Origin of the sequence: Herbiconiux sp. VKM Ac-2851, from assembly GCF_013205105.1 — a bacterium.
GTDB lineage: Bacteria > Actinomycetota > Actinomycetes > Actinomycetales > Microbacteriaceae > Herbiconiux > Herbiconiux flava.
In genome coordinates this window covers 669511-686833 of sequence record NZ_JABMLJ010000001.1, presented here as the reverse complement: position 1 = coordinate 686833, position 17323 = coordinate 669511, and the positions used below count along the sequence as shown (strand labels likewise).

Annotated in this window: 14 protein-coding genes; all 14 read left to right on the top strand. The window is 72.3% G+C overall.

Annotation, left to right across the window (positions count from 1 at the left end; translation table 11 throughout):
• The first annotated feature begins 37 nt into the window (after positions 1-37).
• From pyrR to HQQ85_RS03100, 14 genes are read left to right on the top strand one after another with little or no spacing between them, the layout of a single operon-like run.
• The gene (gene pyrR, locus HQQ85_RS03165) at positions 38-574 is read left to right on the top strand and encodes a bifunctional pyr operon transcriptional regulator/uracil phosphoribosyltransferase PyrR (protein WP_173181042.1); all 537 of its coding nucleotides are present in this window, start codon (positions 38-40) and stop codon (positions 572-574) included.
• Positions 571-1536: an aspartate carbamoyltransferase catalytic subunit gene (locus tag HQQ85_RS03160; RefSeq protein WP_173181041.1), complete on the top strand. Its 966-nt coding sequence runs from the start codon at positions 571-573 to the stop codon at positions 1534-1536. Before pyrR ends, HQQ85_RS03160 begins: the two co-directional genes overlap by 4 nt.
• Entirely contained in the window at positions 1533-2858 is a 1326-nt protein-coding gene (locus HQQ85_RS03155) for a dihydroorotase (protein ID WP_173181040.1), read from the top strand. The genes HQQ85_RS03160 and HQQ85_RS03155 overlap by 4 nt, the downstream gene beginning before the upstream one ends.
• Positions 2858-3391: a hypothetical protein gene (locus tag HQQ85_RS03150; protein ID WP_173181039.1), complete on the top strand. Its 534-nt coding sequence runs from the start codon at positions 2858-2860 to the stop codon at positions 3389-3391. Before HQQ85_RS03155 ends, HQQ85_RS03150 begins: the two co-directional genes overlap by 1 nt.
• Positions 3391-4569: a glutamine-hydrolyzing carbamoyl-phosphate synthase small subunit gene (gene carA, locus HQQ85_RS03145; RefSeq protein WP_173181696.1), complete on the top strand. Its 1179-nt coding sequence runs from the start codon at positions 3391-3393 to the stop codon at positions 4567-4569. Before HQQ85_RS03150 ends, carA begins: the two co-directional genes overlap by 1 nt.
• On the top strand, positions 4569-7880 hold the full coding sequence (carB, locus tag HQQ85_RS03140; RefSeq protein ID WP_173181038.1) for a carbamoyl-phosphate synthase large subunit: 3312 nt from the start codon (positions 4569-4571) through the stop codon (positions 7878-7880). The genes carA and carB overlap by 1 nt, the downstream gene beginning before the upstream one ends.
• The gene (pyrF, locus tag HQQ85_RS03135) at positions 7877-8755 is read left to right on the top strand and encodes an orotidine-5'-phosphate decarboxylase (RefSeq protein WP_173181037.1); all 879 of its coding nucleotides are present in this window, start codon (positions 7877-7879) and stop codon (positions 8753-8755) included. The genes carB and pyrF overlap by 4 nt, the downstream gene beginning before the upstream one ends.
• Positions 8752-9666 carry a guanylate kinase gene (gmk, locus tag HQQ85_RS03130; protein ID WP_173181036.1) on the top strand — a complete coding sequence of 305 codons (915 nt, stop codon included), beginning with the start codon at positions 8752-8754 and terminating at the stop codon, positions 9664-9666. Before pyrF ends, gmk begins: the two co-directional genes overlap by 4 nt.
• Before the next feature lie 5 nt (positions 9667-9671).
• Positions 9672-9935 (top strand): DNA-directed RNA polymerase subunit omega, encoded by a 264-nt coding sequence (gene rpoZ / locus HQQ85_RS03125; RefSeq protein ID WP_173181035.1) that lies wholly within the window; start codon positions 9672-9674, stop codon positions 9933-9935.
• Positions 9936-9969: 34 nt separating this feature from the next.
• Positions 9970-11226, top strand: a complete 1257-nt coding sequence (gene coaBC / locus HQQ85_RS03120; protein WP_173181034.1) for a bifunctional phosphopantothenoylcysteine decarboxylase/phosphopantothenate--cysteine ligase CoaBC — start codon at positions 9970-9972, stop codon at positions 11224-11226.
• On the top strand, positions 11223-12431 hold the full coding sequence (gene metK / locus HQQ85_RS03115; protein WP_173181033.1) for a methionine adenosyltransferase: 1209 nt from the start codon (positions 11223-11225) through the stop codon (positions 12429-12431). Before coaBC ends, metK begins: the two co-directional genes overlap by 4 nt.
• Before the next feature lie 2 nt (positions 12432-12433).
• Positions 12434-14614, top strand: coding sequence for a primosomal protein N' (locus HQQ85_RS03110; protein WP_371741740.1), 2181 nt, complete (start codon positions 12434-12436; stop codon positions 14612-14614).
• Positions 14611-15525: a methionyl-tRNA formyltransferase gene (fmt, locus tag HQQ85_RS03105; RefSeq protein WP_173181032.1), complete on the top strand. Its 915-nt coding sequence runs from the start codon at positions 14611-14613 to the stop codon at positions 15523-15525. Before HQQ85_RS03110 ends, fmt begins: the two co-directional genes overlap by 4 nt.
• Complete coding sequence (locus HQQ85_RS03100) at positions 15522-17312, top strand: RsmB/NOP family class I SAM-dependent RNA methyltransferase (protein ID WP_173181031.1); 1791 nt, start codon at positions 15522-15524, stop codon at positions 17310-17312. The genes fmt and HQQ85_RS03100 overlap by 4 nt, the downstream gene beginning before the upstream one ends.
• Positions 17313-17323 lie beyond the last annotated feature (11 nt).

The following is a 17323-nucleotide window of genomic DNA, read 5'->3' as shown; positions in this document are numbered from 1 at the left end:
AAGGCCGTCCGGGAGGCGGGGAAGGAGGTCGGTCGTTATGGCACGCACCGTGCTGCAGCAGGCTGACATAGCCCGGGCGTTGACTCGGATCTCGCACGAGATCCTCGAGTCCAACCGGGGAGCGGACGATCTGGTGATCCTCGGGATCCCGACACGCGGGGTGATCCTCGCCGAGCGGATCGGTGCGCTGATCGCCGGCATCGAGCCCGGCAGCGATCCCGCCGGCATGGTGGGCGCGCTCGACATCACGATGTACCGCGACGACCTGGCGAAGCACCCCACCCGTACGCCGCACCCGACGCAGGTGCCCCGGCAGGGCATCGACGGCAAGACCGTCGTGCTGGTCGACGACGTGCTGTACTCGGGCCGCACCATCCGGGCTGCGCTCGACGCGCTCAGCGACCTCGGCCGCCCGCGCGCCGTGCGACTCGCCGTGCTGGTCGACCGGGGCCACCGCGACCTGCCGATCCGGGCCGACTTCGTGGGCAAGAATCTGCCGACGTCCCGCTCCGAGCGCATCAACGTGCGCCTCGCCGGGCTCGACGCCACCGAGGAGGTGACGATCGAAGGATGAGACACCTCCTCTCCACGAAAGATCTGAGCCGCGACGAGGCCGTCCGCATCCTCGACATCGCCGAGGACATGGCCGACGTGCAGAACCGCGAGGTCAAGAAGCTGCCGACGCTCCGCGGCAAGACGGTCGTGAACCTCTTCTTCGAGGACTCCACCCGCACCCGCATCTCGTTCGAGGCCGCCGCCAAGCGGCTCTCGGCCGACGTGATCAACTTCTCGGCGAAGGGCTCGAGCGTCTCCAAGGGCGAGAGCCTGAAGGACACCGCGCAGACCCTCGCCGCGATGGGCGCCGACGGCGTCGTCATCCGCCACCACGCCTCGGGCGCGCCCCAGGTGCTGGCGCAGAGCGACTGGATCGACGCGGGCGTCGTGAACGCGGGCGACGGCACGCACGAGCATCCGACCCAGGCCCTGCTCGACGCGTTCACCATGCGCCGGAGGCTGCACGCCGAGGCGAGCCGCGGCAAGGCGCTCGACGGCGTTCGCGTCGTCATCGTCGGCGACATCCTGCACTCCCGCGTCGCGCGCTCGAACCTCTGGCTGCTCGAGACCCTCGGGGCCGAGCTGACCTTCGTCGCGCCCGCCACCCTGGTGCCCGTCGGCGCCGAGACCTGGCCCGCCGCGGTGGGCTTCGACCTCGACGCCACGCTCGCCGCCGTGCGTCCCGACGTGCTGATGATGCTGCGCATCCAGAGCGAGCGGATGAACGCCGCCTACTTCCCCAACGCCCGCGAGTACGCGCGGCAGTGGGGCCTCGACGACGAGCGGATGGCGGCCTTGCGCCTGGATACGATTGTGATGCACCCCGGACCGATGAACCGCGGCCTCGAGATCTCGTCGGGCGCGGCCGATTCCGCGCAGTCGACCGTGCTCGAGCAGGTCGCGAACGGGGTGTCCATCCGGATGGCAGTGCTCTACCTGCTGCTGTCCGGCGAGCGAGGCGAGCGAGAGGCCCTGAGTTGAGCGAGCAGAGCTACCTGCTGAAGGGCGCGACCCTGCCGAACGGTGCCGGCGCCGACATCCTGATCGAGGGTGGCCGCATCGTGACGACCACGACCGGCGCGAGTGCAGCGGGCGCCACGGTCGTCGACGCCGAGGGCCTCGTCGCCCTGCCCGGCCTCGTCGACCTGCACACGCACCTCCGCGAGCCCGGCTTCGAGCAGAGCGAGACGGTGCTCACCGGCACCCGCGCCGCCGCGGCCGGCGGCTTCACCGCCGTGTTCGCCATGGCCAACACGCTGCCCGTCAGCGACACCGCGGGCGTCGTCGAGCAGGTGCAGGCACTCGGCCGCGCCGCCGGCTACGCGACCGTGCGCCCGATCGGCGCCGTCACCGTGGGCCTCGGCGGCGAGCGCCTCAGCGAGATCGGCGCGATGGCCCAGTCGCGCGCCGGTGTGCGGGTGTTCTCCGACGACGGCAAGTGCGTGCACGACTCGCTGCTCATGCGCCGCGCGCTGGAGTACGTCAAGACCTTCGACGGCGTGATCGCCCAGCACGCGCAAGACCCGCGGCTCACCGAGAACGCCCAGATGAACGAGGGCGCCCTGAGCAGCGAGCTGGGCCTCAAGGGCTGGCCGGCCGTCGCCGAGGAGTCGATCATCGCCCGCGACGTGCTGCTCGCCGAGCACGTCGGCGCCCGCCTGCACATCTGCCACCTCTCCACGGCCGGCTCGGTCGACGTGATCCGGTGGGCGAAGGCCCGGGGCATCCAGGTGACCGCCGAGGCGACCCCGCACCACCTGCTCCTCACCGAGGAGCTCATCCGCAGCTACGACGCCCGCTACAAGGTGAACCCGCCGCTCCGCCGTGACGAGGACGTGCAGGCGCTCCGCGAGGCCGTGGCCGACGGAACGATCGACATCATCGCCACCGACCACGCCCCGCACCCCCGCGAGGCGAAGGAGTGCGAGTGGGATGCGGCGGCCTTCGGCATGGTCGGGCTCGAGTCGGCCCTGCCCGTGGTGCAGACCGCGCTCGTCGACACCGGGCTCCTCGACTGGGCCGGCGTCGCCCGGGTGCTCTCCCAGGCCCCTGCCGCGATCGGTCGCCTGGAGCGTCACTCCCACGCCTTCGAGGACGGCGCCCCCGCGAACGTCACGCTCGTCGACCCGACCGCCTCGAGCGTCTTCGACCTCGAGCGCCTGCACGGCCGCAGCCAGAACTCGCCCTACCTCGGCGCCACCCTCTCGGGCAGCGTGCGCTGGACCTTCCACGAGGGCTTCGCCACCCTCCGCGACGGCGTGCTGGCTCCCGTGGCCGAAGCGGCCGAATCGGCGGTGCGCTGATGGAGCGGATCGTCCCCGGGGTGCTCGTCACCCTGTTCGCCGCTCTCGTGCTCGGCGCCATGGTCTGGGCCTGGCGGGCGAGGCGCCGCCGCCAGTCGGCGTTCGGCCGGGCGACGGATGCTCCGGCCGAGGCCGCGCGCGGCCGGGAGCTCGCCCGGGCATCCGTTCTCTACGTCGCCACCACCGCGGCGGGCGACCCGCTGAACCGGCTGACCATCCCGGGTCTCGCCTTCCGCGGACGCGGCGTGCTGACGGTGCTCGAGACGGGTCTGTCGCTCGTCGTCCCCGGCGAACCCGAGACCTTCATCGCCCGCGAGCGCCTGCGCTCGGTCGGCACCTCCACCTGGACCATCGATCGCGTCGTCGAGCCCGGCGGGCTCGTGCGCATCGACTGGACCTACGACTCCACCACCGGCCCGGCCGAGGTCGAGAGCTACGTCCGCGCCACCGATCTCGGTGACGCGGGCCGGCTGATCGACGCCGCCGGCGCCATCATCCCGAACAACACCCCTCAGGGAGGAACCTCGTCGTGATCACAACCGAACCCGCCGTGCTCGTGCTGGAAGACGGTCGGCGCTTCGAGGGCCGTGCCTACGGAGCCCGCGGGCGCACCCTCGGCGAGGCCGTCTTCGCCACCGGCATGACCGGCTACCAGGAGACGCTGACCGACCCCTCCTACGCCGGCCAGATCGTCATGCAGACCGCGCCGCACATCGGCAACACGGGCGTCAACGACACCGACAAGGAGTCGGCGAAGATCTGGGTCGCCGGCTACGTCGTGCGCGACCCCTCCCGCGTCGTGTCGAACTTCCGTGCCCAGCGCAGCCTCGACGACGACCTCGAGACCGACGGGGTGGTGGGCATCTCGGGCATCGACACCCGCGCGGTCACCCGCCACATCCGCAGCGCCGGCGCCATGCGCGCGGGCATCTTCTCGGGTGCGGAGTACGAGCTCTCGGCCACCGAGCAGCTCGGCGCCGTGCGCGCCGGTGCCGAGATGGCCGGCCAGAAGCTGTCGAGCGTCGTGTCGACCCGCGAGCGCTACCAGGTGCCGGCCATCGGCGAGCGCGTCGGTTCGGTCGCGGTGCTCGACCTGGGCGTCAAGACCTCCACCCTGAACTACCTCGCCGAGCGCGGGCTCGACGTCGAGGTGCTGCCCGAGTCGGTCACGGTCGACGAGGTGCTCGAGATCGCTCCGGATGCCCTCTTCTACAGCAACGGCCCGGGCGACCCCGAGGCCTCCGAGAGCCATGTCGAGCTGCTGCGCGAGGTGCTGAAGAGCGGCGTGCCCTACTTCGGCATCTGCTTCGGCAACCAGCTGCTCGGACGGGCGCTCGGCTTCGGCACCTACAAGCTGCCCTTCGGCCACCGCGGCATCAACCAGCCCGTGCTCGACAAGCTCACCGGCCGCGTCGAGATCACCAGCCAGAACCACGGCTTCGCCGTCGACGCGCCCCGCGAGGGCGTCGTCGACTCGCCCGCCGGCTTCGGTCGGGTCGAGGTGAGCCACCTCAGCCTGAACGACGACGTGGTCGAGGGCATCCGCTGCCTCGACATCGACGCCTTCTCGGTGCAGTACCACCCCGAGGCCGCCGCCGGCCCGCACGACTCCATGTACCTGTTCGACCGCTTCCGCGAGATGGTGCTCGCACGCCGCGAGTCGCCGGCCGGCCAGCTGCCCACCGCTTCCTCCGAAGGAGACCACGAGTAATGCCACGCAGAGACGACATCCAGAGTGTTCTGGTCATCGGCTCCGGCCCGATCGTCATCGGTCAGGCCGTCGAGTTCGACTACTCGGGAACGCAGGCCTGCCGCGTGCTCCGCGAGGAGGGCGTGCGCGTCATCCTGGTGAATTCGAACCCGGCCACGATCATGACCGACCCCGACTTCGCCGACGCCACCTACGTCGAGCCGATCACCTGGCAGGTCATCGAGACCATCATCGCCAAGGAGAAGCCCGACGCGATCCTGCCGACCCTCGGCGGCCAGACCGCGCTGAACGCGGCGATCCAGCTGCACGAGCACGGCATCCTCGAGAAGTACGACGTCGAGCTGATCGGCGCGAACTTCGAGGCGATCAACAAGGGCGAAGACCGGCAGATCTTCAAGCAGCTCGTGATCGACGCGGGCGCCGAGGTCGCGCGCTCCTACATCGCGCACACCGTCGAGGAGGCCGTCGGCTTCGCCGAAGACCTCGGCTACCCGCTGGTCGTCCGCCCCTCCTTCACGATGGGCGGGCTCGGCTCGGGCTTCGCCTACACCGAGGAGGAGCTGCGCCGGATCGTCGGCGACGGCCTGCACCAGAGCCCGACCACCGAGGTGCTCCTGGAGGAGTCCATCCTCGGCTGGAAGGAGTACGAGCTGGAGCTCATGCGCGACACCGCCGACAACACGGTGGTCGTCTGCTCGATCGAGAACGTCGACCCGGTCGGCGTGCACACGGGCGACTCGATCACGGTGGCGCCCGCGCTCACCCTGACCGACCGCGAGTACCAGAAGATGCGCGACATCGGCATCGACATCATCCGCGCCGTGGGAGTGGACACCGGCGGCTGCAACATCCAGTTCGCCGTCGACCCGGCCAACGGTCGCATCATCGTGATCGAGATGAACCCCCGGGTGTCCCGCTCCAGTGCGCTCGCGTCCAAGGCCACGGGCTTCCCGATCGCCAAGATCGCCGCGAAGCTCGCGATCGGCTACCGGCTCGACGAGATCCCGAACGACATCACCAAGGTGACCCCCGCCTCCTTCGAGCCCACGCTCGACTACGTGGTCGTCAAGGTGCCTCGCTTCGCGTTCGAGAAGTTCCCGGCCGCCGACCCCACCCTCACCACCACCATGAAGTCGGTGGGCGAGGCCATGGCCATCGGCCGCAACTTCACCCAGGCGCTGCAGAAGTCGTTGCGCTCGCTCGAGAAGCGCGGCTCGTCGTTCCACTGGGACGGGGAGCCCGGCGACAAGGACGAACTGCTGGCGATCGCCGCCGTGCCGACCGACGGCCGCATCGTCACGGTGCAGCAGGCCCTCCGCGCGGGGGCAAGCATCGAGGAGGCCTTCGAGGCCACCAAGATCGACCCCTGGTTCCTCGACCAGATCGTGCTGATCAACGAGGTCGCCGAGGCGATCACGGCTTCCGAGAACGCCGACCACGCCATGTTCACCCTCGCCAAGGAGCACGGCTTCTCGGATGCCCAGATCGCCTCGCTCCGCGGCTTCGGCGAGAAGGACGTGCGCGAGGTGCGCCACATCCTGGGCATCCGCCCGGTCTACAAGACGGTCGACACCTGCGCCGGGGAGTTCCCGGCGCTCACGCCGTACCACTACTCCAGCTACGACCTCGAGACCGAGGTGGAGCCGTCGGACGCCCGAAAGGTCGTCATCCTCGGCTCCGGCCCGAACCGCATCGGCCAGGGCGTCGAGTTCGACTACTCCTGCGTGCACGCCTCGTTCGCCCTGCACGACGCCGGGTACGAGACGATCATGATCAACTGCAACCCCGAGACGGTCTCCACCGACTACGACACGAGCGACCGGCTCTACTTCGAGCCGCTCACGCTCGAGGACGTGCTCGAGGTCATCCACGCCGAGTCGCAGTCGGGCGAGCTCGTCGGCGTCGTCGTGCAGCTCGGCGGGCAGACCGCCCTCGGCCTCGCCAAGGGGCTGAAGGAGGCCGGCGTGCCGATCCTCGGCACCACCCCCGAGGCCATCGACCTCGCCGAGGAGCGCGGACTGTTCTCGGGCATCCTCGACCAGGCGGGCCTTCTCGCCCCGAAGAACGGCATCGCGGTCGACTACGAGACGGCCGTCGCCGTGGCCGAGGAGATCGGCTTCCCCGTGCTGGTGCGCCCGAGCTACGTGCTCGGCGGCCGCGGCATGGAGATCGTCTACGACACCCCGTCGCTCGCCGACTACTTCGAGCGGATCGCGGGCCAGGGCATGGTCGGCACCGCCAACCCGCTGCTGGTCGACCGCTTCCTCGACGACGCGATCGAGATCGACGTCGACGCGCTCTACGACGGCCACGAGCTCTACATCGGCGGCATCATGGAGCACCTCGAAGAGGCCGGCGTGCACTCCGGCGACTCGAGCTGCTCGCTGCCGCCCGTGACGCTCGGCCGCTCGCAGATCGACGCCGTGCGCGACGCCACCCTCGCCATCGCGCAGGGCATCGGCGTGCAGGGGCTGCTGAACGTGCAGTTCGCCATCGGTGCCGGCATCCTCTACGTGCTCGAGGCCAACCCCCGCGCCTCCCGCACCGTGCCGTTCGTGTCGAAGGCCCTGGGCATCCCGCTCGCGAAGGCCGCCTCGCGCCTCATGGTCGGCGTCACCATCGCCGAGCTGAAGGCCGAAGGCATGCTGCCCGAGCAGGACGGCTCGCGGGTTCCGCTCGACTCGCCCGTCGCCGTCAAGGAGGCCGTGCTGCCGTTCAAGCGCTTCCGCACCAAGGAGGGGCTGATCGTCGACTCGGTGCTCGGCCCGGAGATGCGCTCGACCGGTGAGGTGATGGGCATCGACCGCGACTTCCCCCGCGCCTTCGCCAAGAGCCAGGAGGCCGCGTACGGCGGCATGCCGCTGACGGGCACGGTGTTCGTCTCGGTCTCCGACCGCGACAAGCGCGCGATCGTGCTGCCGGTGCTGCGGCTGCAGCAGCTCGGCTTCGAGATCCTGGCCACCAGCGGCACGGCCGAGGTGCTGAACCGCAACGGCATCCACGCCGGCATCGTCGGCAAGTACTCCGAGAACGCGGCCCAGAACGCCGCGGACGGCGACGGCGAGCCGGTCGAGACGATCGTCGACCTGATCAACGCGAACAAGGTCGACATCGTCATCAACACGCCCTCCGGCCGCTCGGCCCGGGTCGACGGCTACGAGATCCGGGCCGCCGCCGTTGCGGCCGACAAGCCGCTGTTCACGACCATCGCCCAGCTGGGCGCGGCCGTGGCCTCCTTCGACGCCCTGAAGGACGGCTTCGAGGTGACCTCGCTGCAGGAGTACGCCATCGCCCGGAACGCCCGCCGGTGAGCGGCGCTCCCTTCGGCGCCCGTCTCGACGGGGCGTTCGCGGCGCACGGGCACCTGTGCGTCGGCATCGACCCGCACCCCTACCTCCTCACGGAGTGGGGCCTCGGGCGCGACGCCGCGGGCGTCCGCGACTTCGGCCTGCGGGTCGTCGAGGCGGCCGCGGGCCGGGTCGGCATCGTCAAGCCGCAGGTGGCGTTCTTCGAGTCGTTCGGCTCGGCGGGCTTCGCGGCGCTCGAGGACGTGCTGGCCGCGGCCCGCGCGGCCGGCCTGCTCGTGATCGGCGACGCCAAGCGCGGCGACATCGGCTCGACCAACGACGGCTACGCGGCGGCCTGGCTGACCGCGGGCTCGCCGCTCGAGGTCGACGCACTGACCGTCACCGCCTACACCGGCATCGGCGCCCTCGCCGGTCTGCTCGACACCGCCGAGGCCGCCGGCAAGGGGGCCTTCGTGCTGAGCGCGACCTCCAACCCCGAGGCGCGCGTGCTGCAGACGGCGACGACGGATGCGGGCGACACCCCCGCGCGCACGGTCGCGCGACTCGTCGCCGACGAGGTCGCCGCCCGCAACACCGACCGCACCCGCCTCGGCGACCATGGCCTGGTGCTCGGCGCCACCCAGCGCCTCGAGGACTACGGGTTCACGAGCGACGCCAGCCGCACCCTCTCGACCACACCGGTGCTCGCGCCGGGCTTCGGCTTCCAGGGCGCCTCGTTCGACTCCATCCCCACCGTCTTCGGGCAGCTCGCGCCGAACGTCGTGGTGAGCGTGTCCCGCTCGGTGCTCGCACTGGGCTCCGCCAGCCCCGCCGGGGCCGCCGGCCTCGCCGAGGCGATCGAACGCGAGAGCGCCGCTCTCGGGGAGGTGCTGCGATGAACCCGCCCGATGTGGACCGTGTCGCCGCCAGCCGTGCGGCCGTCGCGGCACGCCGTGCCCGCGCATCCGTCAAGCGAGCTGTCACCGAGCGCCGGCTGAGCGCCGTCGCCGTGCTCGAGACCGCTCTCGGCAGCACCGAGAGCATCGAGGCCGGCATGCGGGTGCGCGATCTGCTGATGGCGATCCCCGGCCTCGGGCCCGTGCGCATCGAGCGCGTGATGGACTCGCTCGGCATCGCGACGTCGAAGCGACTGTCGGGGCTCGGCGTGCACCAGCAGCAGCGGCTCCGGGCGTATCTCGAGCGCCGGGCGCCCAAGGTCGCGGCCACCGGCGACAGCCGCCTGGTCGTGCTGGCCGGACCCACGGCCGTCGGCAAGGGCACCGTGTCCACGTACATCCGCGAGAACTACCCCGAGGTGCACCTCTCGGTCTCGGCCACCACCCGGGCTCCGCGCCCGGGCGAGGTCGAGGGCGTCAGCTACTACTTCGTCTCCGACGAGGAGTTCGATCGGATGATCGAGGCGGGGGAGTTCCTCGAGTGGGCCGTGGTGCACAACAAGTCGCGCTACGGCACACCGCGCACCCCGATCGACCGCGCCCTCGCGGCCGGGACGAGCGTGCTGCTCGAGATCGACATCCAGGGCGCGCGCCAGGTGAAGGCGGCCGAGCCGAGCGCCACGCTGGTGTTCCTGCTGCCCCCGACCTGGGACGAACTGGTGCGCCGGCTGATCGGCCGCGGCACCGAGACCGCCGAGGAGCAGGAACGCCGACTGACCACCGCGAAGGTCGAACTGGCGGCCCAGGACGAGTTCGACTTCCGCGTCGTGAACCGCGATGTGCAGGCCGCGGCGGCGGAGGTCGTAGAATTGATGCAGATTCAGAAGGCGACTGACCTTCCCAGCAAGGAGTGAACACCGTGCCCACCAACAAACTCGGCATCATCGACCCGCCCATCGACGAGCTGCTCTCGAAGGTCGACTCGAAGTACGCCCTGGTGATCTTCGCCTCCAAGCGCGCTCGCCAGATCAACGACTACTACGCCGACCTGCACGAGGGAAGCCTGTTCGACAACGTCGGCCCGCTGGTCGACTCGACCATCGACGACAAGCCGCTCTCCGTCGCCATGCACGAGATCAACGAGGACAAGCTGACGATCCGCCCCGCGGCGCCCATCGAGTAGCACCTCCGTTCGTCCTCCTCTCATCGGAGCGCAATTGAACATCGTCGTCGGGATCACGGGTGGCATCGCGGCCTACAAGGCCGTGAACGTCATCCGTGGTCTCGTTCTGCGTGGGCACGACGTGCACGTGGTCGCCACCGAGCATGCCCTGAAATTCGTGGGGCGGCCGACGCTCGAGGCGATCTCGCGCAACACGGTCTCGACCGACCTGTACGACGGCGTCGCCCAGGTGCGGCACGTGGCCATCGGCCAGGCCGCCGAGCTCATCGTCATCGCCCCGGCGACCGCGAACACCATCGCGAAGCTCGCCGCCGGGCTCGCCGACGACCTGCTCGGCAACACGGTGCTCGCCAGCCGGGCGCCGCTCGTCATCGCGCCCGCCATGCACACCGAGATGTGGCAGAACCCGGCCACCGTCGCGAACGTGGCCACGCTGCGCTCGCGCGGGGTGCACCTCGTGGGGCCCGTCAGCGGGCAGCTCACCGGTGCCGACTCCGGGGTGGGGCGGATGGCGGAGCCCGACGAGATCGTGGCCGCGGCGCTCGAGATCGCAGCGGGGACTGCCACGACGACGGTGCCCGATCGTTCCGGCATTGGTGACGGCGCGGCGCGCATCCGGGACCTGGAGGGCCGGAGGGTTCTCGTGACCGCGGGAGGCACCCGCGAGCCGCTCGACCCGGTGCGCTACGTCGGCAATCGCTCGAGCGGCAAGCAGGGCGTGGCGATCGCCGCCGCCGCCCGCGACCGCGGCGCGCACGTGACGCTGATCGCCGCGCACGTCGAGGTGGGGCTGCCCGAGGGCGTCGACGTCGTGCGCGTCGAGACCGCCGCCGAGCTGCTCGATGCCACGACCGTGGCGGCGCCCGAGAACGACCTCACCGTGATGGCGGCCGCCGTGAGCGACTACCGGCCCGTCTCGGTCAGCGACTCCAAGATCAAGAAGACCGCCACCGGCGAGCGGCTCACGCTCGAGTTGGTGCAGAACCCCGACATCCTCGCGACGATCTCGGCCGGGCCCCGCGACGGGCGCCTCGTGGTCGGCTTCGCCGCCGAGACCGCCGACACGCGCGAGGAGCTGCTCGAGCTCGGCCGCGCGAAGATCGCGCGCAAGGGCTGTGACTTCCTCGTCGTGAACGGCGTCGGCTGGAGCACGGGCTTCGCCACGGAGAGCAACACGGTCCTGGTGCTGGATGCCGCCGGGGATATAGTCGTCGAGGCATCCGGCAGCAAGACGTCGGTGGCTGATGACATCCTCGGAGTGTTCGCCGCCGCCCTATCAGGAGCACCATGACCTCCCTTCGCCTCTTCACGTCCGAATCCGTCACCGAGGGCCACCCCGACAAGATCTGCGACCAGGTCTCCGACACCATCCTCGACGCGCTGCTGACGGAGGACCCGCACTCGCGGGTCGCCGTCGAGACGCTCGTCACCACCGGGCTCGTGCACGTCGCGGGCGAGGTCACGACGAGCGGCTACGTCGAGATCCCGGCACTCGTGCGCGAGAAGATCTCCTCGATCGGCTACACCTCGAGCGACGTCTGGTTCGACGGGCGCTCGTGCGGTGTATCGGTCTCGATCGGCGGGCAGTCACCCGACATCGCGCAGGGCGTCGACAACGCCTTCGAGACCCGCGAGGGCTCCTCCACCGACGAGGCCGACCGGCAGGGCGCGGGCGACCAGGGCATCATGTTCGGCTACGCCACCACCGAGACGCCGCAGCTCATGCCGCTGCCGATCTGGCTGGCGCACCGGCTCTCGGCCCGGCTCGCGGCCGTGCGCAAGGAGGGCGTGCTCGACTACCTCCGCCCCGACGGCAAGACGCAGGTCACGGTCGGCTACGACGGGGTCGTGCCGAAGACCGTCGACACGGTCGTGCTGTCCACCCAGCACGCGCCGTCGGTCGGGCTCGACGAGCTGCGCCGCGAGGTCGAGGAGACGGTCATCCGACCCGTGCTGCTGCAGGCCGAGGCCGACGGGGTGTCGCTGTCCTCGCGTGAGGCGCGCATCCTGATCAACCCCACCGGCCGCTTCGAGATCGGCGGGCCGCAGGGCGACGCCGGGCTCACCGGCCGCAAGATCATCGTCGACACCTACGGCGGGGCCGCGCGCCACGGCGGCGGCGCCTTCAGCGGAAAAGACCCGTCGAAGGTCGACCGCTCGGCCGCCTACGCCATGCGCTGGGTCGCGAAGAACGCCGTGGCCGCGGGGCTCGCGTCGCGGCTCGAGGTGCAGATCGCCTATGCGATCGGCAAGTCGGCGCCCGTCGGCTTCTACGTCGAGACCTTCGGCACCGGTGTGGTGAGCGACGAGGTCATCACGGATGCGCTGCGGGAGGTGTTCGACCTGCGGCCGGCCGCGATCATCCGCGACCTCGACCTGCTGCGCCCCATCTACGCCCAGACGGCCGCCTACGGGCACTTCGGCCGCGAGCTCCCCGACTTCACCTGGGAGCGCCTCGACCGGGTCGACGAGATCCGGTCCGCCGCGGGGCTCTGAGGGTGGTGGGTGCCGCTCGGCCCGGCGCCCCGGCGACGGCGCCCGCGGGTGCCGGTGCGGAGGCTGGTGCCGCCGTGCTCCCCGTCTCGGCGCCCGAGGGTGAGGTCGAGACGTCGGGCGTCGTCGCGCGGGTGATGCTCGAGTCGCCGCTGCCGCAGCTCGACCGGCTGTTCGACTACCTCGTGCCGATGGCGCTGGTTCCGGATGCCCGTCCGGGCGTCCGGGTCAAGGTGCCTCTGCGCTCCGCCGGCCGCACGGCGCGGGGCTACATCGTCGAACTCGCGCCCCACGTGCCCGGAGAGCGCGCCCTGAGCGAGCTCGACGAGGTCGTGTCGCCGCTGCCGGTGCTGACCCCGGAGGTCTGGGCGCTCGCGCGGCGACTCGCCGACCGCGCGGCCGGCAGCGCCTGCGACATCGTGCGCCTCGCGATCCCGCCGCGCTTCGTGCGGGTGGAGAAGGCGTTCCTGGCCCGGCAGGCGGCGGCGGAGGCGACCCCCCGAGCAGACGCGGTGGCGCCGACGGCGCTCGCCCTGACGGGGTACTCGGCCTCCGATGGGGTGCATCTCGCCGAGGCCGGAGCGCGCAGCGCCATCGACGCGATCGCCACCGTGACGGCGGTGCGCGCATCCGGAGACCAGCAGGATGCGCAGGGGCAGGATGCGGCAGGGCAGCAGAGCGTCGGGCAGCACACGGTCGGGCAGCACACCGTGGGGCACTGGGCGCTGACCATCGCCGAGCTCGCCACCGCCGTGCACCGCGGCGGCGAGTCGGTGATCGTCGCCGTGCCCGACTACCGCGACCAGCTCGCCGTCGAGCAGGCCCTCGAGAGCCTCGATGCGGGCGACGCGATCGTGCGACTCGACGCACGGCAGGCGCGCAACGAGCGCTACGCGAACTTCCTGACGGCGCTCGACGGTGACCCGCACATCGTGGTCGGCAACCGCTCCAGCATCTACGCGCCGGTGTCGCGCCTCGGCCAGATCATCGTCTGGGACGAGGGCGACTCGCTCCAGTCCGAGCCGCTCACGCCCTACGTGCACCTCCGCGACGCCGCCCTCGTGCGCCAGGAGCAGTCGGGCTGCCGCCTCGCCTTCGTCTCGCACTCCCGCAGCACCGACATCGAGCGGCTCGTCGAGCTCGGCTTCCTGCACCCGGTGTTCCCGACCCCGCGCTACCTGCCCCGCGTGCTGCCGACCGCCGAGCAGGACGACGCGGATGCTCCGCAGAACGCCGCCCGCATCCCCACCGCCGCGTGGCAGGCCGCCCGCCGCGCCCTCGAGCAGGGGCCGGTGCTCGTGCAGGTCGCTCGCCCGGGCTACGCACCCGTGCTCGCCTGTCAGAGCTGCGGACATCCGGCCGCCTGCACCGTCTGCGGCGGACCGCTGCACGTGCACCGGGCGGGGGAGCGGCCATCGTGCACCCTCTGCGGGGCGATCGCGGCGAACTGGTCGTGCTCGCACTGCCACGGCACCACCTTCCGCTTCGCGTCGATCGGCGCGGGCCGCACGGCCGACGAGCTCGGCCGGGCGTTCCCGGGCACCCGGGTGATCGTCAGCGACGGCGAGCGCACGGTGCTGACGGTCGACGACAAGCCGGCCCTCGTGGTCGCCACCCGCGGCGCCGAACCGGTGGCCGAGGGCGGCTACCGCGCCGTGCTGCTGCTCGACGGCCCGCGGATGCTCGCCCGGGAGTCCCTGCGCGTGGCCGAGGACTGCCTGCGGTGGTGGTCGAACGCGATCGCGCTGTCGGCCCCGCGCGCCCCGAACGTGCTCGTGGGGGTGGGTGGCGACCTGGCCAAGGCGCTCGTGACGTGGCAGCAGGAGATGGTCGCCTCGGCCGAGCTGGCCGACCGGCGCGCCCTCCGCTTCCCGCCGGCCGTGCGGCTGGCGACCGTGACGGGGGCTGCCGACACGGTGGCGAACGCCCTCGCCGAGCTCGAGCGGCTCGTCACCGAGGCCGAATGGGCGAAGATGGATACCCTGGGCCCGGTGCCCACGGGTGACGGCATGGTGCGCGCCATCGTGCGCTTCGACTACGCGGTCGGCGCCTCGGTCGCCCGGCACCTGCGGGCGCTCGTGGTGAAGAACGCCACCACCCGGCGCTCGAAGACGGGCAGCGGCCCGGGCTTCCGGCCGCCGCCCACCCTGCGGGTTCGACTCGACGATTCGGAGATCATGGAATGAGACTCGTCTTCGCGGGCACCCCCGCCGTGGCCGTTCCCGCCCTGAAGGTGTTGGCCGCGCGGCACGAGGTGGCCGCCGTCGTCACCCGGATGGACGCACCCCTCGGGCGGAAGCGGGTGCTCACGCCGTCCCCGGTCGCCGCGGCCGCCGAGGAGCTCGGCATCGAGGTCATCAAGGCGAACCGGCTCGACGACGAGGCGACGGCGTGCATCGCCGCGGTCGGCGCCGAGCTCGGCGTCATCGTCGCCTACGGCGGTCTCGTGCGCGAGCCGCTGCTCGGCACGCCCACCCGGGGCTGGATCAACCTGCACTTCTCGCTGCTGCCGCGCTGGCGCGGAGCGGCGCCCGTGCAGTGGAGCATCATCGCGGGCGACACCGTCTCGGGGGCCACGGTCTTCCAGCTGGTGCCCGGGCTCGACGCCGGCCCGGTCTTCACGATGCGCTCGACCCCGATCGCCGCGCACGAGACCGCGGGCGGCCTGCTGGCCCGCCTTGCCGACTCGGGCGCCGCGCAGCTCGCCGACACCGTCGACGGCATCGCCGACGGCAGCCTCACCGCCGCCCCGCAGGCGGGCGAGGTCACCCTGGCCCCCAAACTCGGCCTCGAGGATGCTCGGCTCGACTTCACCCGCGACCTCGAAACGGTCTATGCCCGGCTGCGCGGCGTGACGCCCGAGCCCGGCGCCTGGTTCGACCTCGACGGGATGCGCGTGAAGGTGCTGGAGGCGTCGCCGGCGCGCGACCGCCCGCGCCTGGACCCCGGCGCCCTAGACGGCTCCGGACGCACCCTGCACGTGGGCACCGCGTCGGCGCCCCTGGAACTCCTGACGGTGCAGCCGGCGGGCAAGAAGCCCATGGCGGCCGCCGACTGGTGGCGCGGTGCGGGCGCGGAAGGACTGGTGGCACGATGAGCGACGAGCGACGACAGGGCGGCGGCGGATCGAGCCGTGGCGGCGGCTCCGGCGGTACGGGTCGCGGCGGCTCCGGGCAGGGCGGATCCGGACAGGGCGGGTCCGGCGGCTCGGGCGGATCGGGACGGCGCGGCCACGACGGCCGGCGCACGGGCGGGGGCGGGGGCGGGCCGCAGCGCGGCCCCGAGCGGCGGAAGCCCGCGACGCCGGCGCCGTCGAAGCCCGGCGCGGTGCAGCCCGCGCGGCGGGTGGCGCTCGACGTGATCGCGGCCGTGCGTGCCGACGACGCCTACGCGAACCTCCTCCTCCCCATGCGGATCGCCGACGCCCGTCTCTCGCCCGCCGATGCCGGTCTCGCGACGGAGCTCACCTACGGCACGCTCCGCCGTCGCGGCTACTACGACCGCGTGATCGAGCTGGCGTCCGGTCGTCCGATCGACGAGATCGACGGCGCCGTGCGCGACGTGCTGGAGCTCGGCGCCCATCAGCTGCTGTCGATGCGCGTCGCCCAGCACGCCGCCGTGAACGAGTCGGTGGAGCTGGCCCGCGCGGTCGCCTCCCGCTCGGCGACCGGCTTCGTCAACGGCGTGCTGCGCGCCATCACCCGCACCCCCGCCGAGGAGTGGCTCGGGCGCGTCACCGACTCGGCCGAGTCGGACGACGACCGGCTCGCGCTGACCTCCTCGCACCCGGCCTGGATCGTCCGTGCCTTCCGCCGCGCGCTCGTCGCCGACGGCGTGCCCGAGGCCGAGGTGTCCGCCGAGCTCGACGCGCTGCTCGAGGCCGACAACACCCCGGCCCGGCTCAGCCTCGTCGCCCTCCCGGGTCTGGCCGACCGCGAGGCACTCCAACGCGATGCGACCGCGGCGGCGCCCGGTGACGGGTCCGGTGACGCGCCGGGCGAGCATCCGGATGCCCTGGAAGCGGTTCTGGCCGGCGCGAGCGACCCCGCCGACGACGACGGCACGGGATTCGACCCGGCTCCCTCCGCCTCGGGCACCGCGGTCGGAGACGGGGAGCGCCGGGTGCCCGCCGCGTTCGAGCCGGCCCCGCTGTCGCCCATCGGGCTGGTGGCGCCGACCGGCGACCCGGCGTCGATCCCGGCCGTGCGCGCCGGCACCGTGCGCGTGCAGGACGAGGGTTCGCAGCTCGCAGCCCTCGCCCTCACCCGCGCCCGCCCGATCACGGCGGGGGAGCGCTGGCTCGACCTGTGCGCCGGCCCCGGCGGCAAGACGGCCGTGCTCGCCGCCGAGGCCGGGATCGCCGGTGCGACCGTGACCGCGAACGAGCCGATCGCCGCCCGCGCCGGCCTGGTGCGCCGCGCCGTCGCCGCCCTGCCCGAGCCGCCGGTCGTCTGGGAGCGCGACGGCACCCGGCTCGGCCGCGAGAACGACGAGGGCTTCGACCGCATCCTCGTCGACGCGCCCTGCACCGGCCTCGGAGCGCTCCGGCGCCGGCCCGAGGCGCGCTGGCGCAAGACCCCGGCCGACGTGGCCGAGCTCGTCGCGCTGCAGCAGCAGCTGATCGACGCCGCGGTGGCAGCGCTGAAGCCCGGCGGGCTGCTCGCCTACGTCACCTGCTCACCGCACGTCGCCGAGACGCGCGGACAGGTGCAGGGCGCCCTGCGCCGCTGGCCGGATGCCCTGCGGCAGCTCGACGCCCAGGACGTGCTGCGGCAGCTCACCGACGGCGCCGTCGAGCTCGGTGGCGCCGACCTCGCGGTGCAGCTCTGGCCCCACCGCAACACCACCGACGCGATGTTCATAGCCCTGTTCGAGAAGCGCTGAGCGCGACACCC

What these genes read in the sequence shown, in the direction of transcription:
- pyrR (WP_173181042.1), top strand. Translation starts at nt 38, where the DNA reads ATGGCACGCACCGTGCTGCAGCAGGCTGACATAGCCCGGGCGTTGACT.
- HQQ85_RS03160 (WP_173181041.1), top strand. Translation starts at nt 571, where the DNA reads ATGAGACACCTCCTCTCCACGAAAGATCTGAGCCGCGACGAGGCCGTC.
- HQQ85_RS03150 (WP_173181039.1), top strand. Translation starts at nt 2,858, where the DNA reads ATGGAGCGGATCGTCCCCGGGGTGCTCGTCACCCTGTTCGCCGCTCTC.
- carB (WP_173181038.1), top strand. Translation starts at nt 4,569, where the DNA reads ATGCCACGCAGAGACGACATCCAGAGTGTTCTGGTCATCGGCTCCGGC.
- gmk (WP_173181036.1), top strand. Translation starts at nt 8,752, where the DNA reads ATGAACCCGCCCGATGTGGACCGTGTCGCCGCCAGCCGTGCGGCCGTC.
- metK (WP_173181033.1), top strand. Translation starts at nt 11,223, where the DNA reads ATGACCTCCCTTCGCCTCTTCACGTCCGAATCCGTCACCGAGGGCCAC.
- fmt (WP_173181032.1), top strand. Translation starts at nt 14,611, where the DNA reads ATGAGACTCGTCTTCGCGGGCACCCCCGCCGTGGCCGTTCCCGCCCTG.
- HQQ85_RS03100 (WP_173181031.1), top strand. Translation starts at nt 15,522, where the DNA reads ATGAGCGACGAGCGACGACAGGGCGGCGGCGGATCGAGCCGTGGCGGC.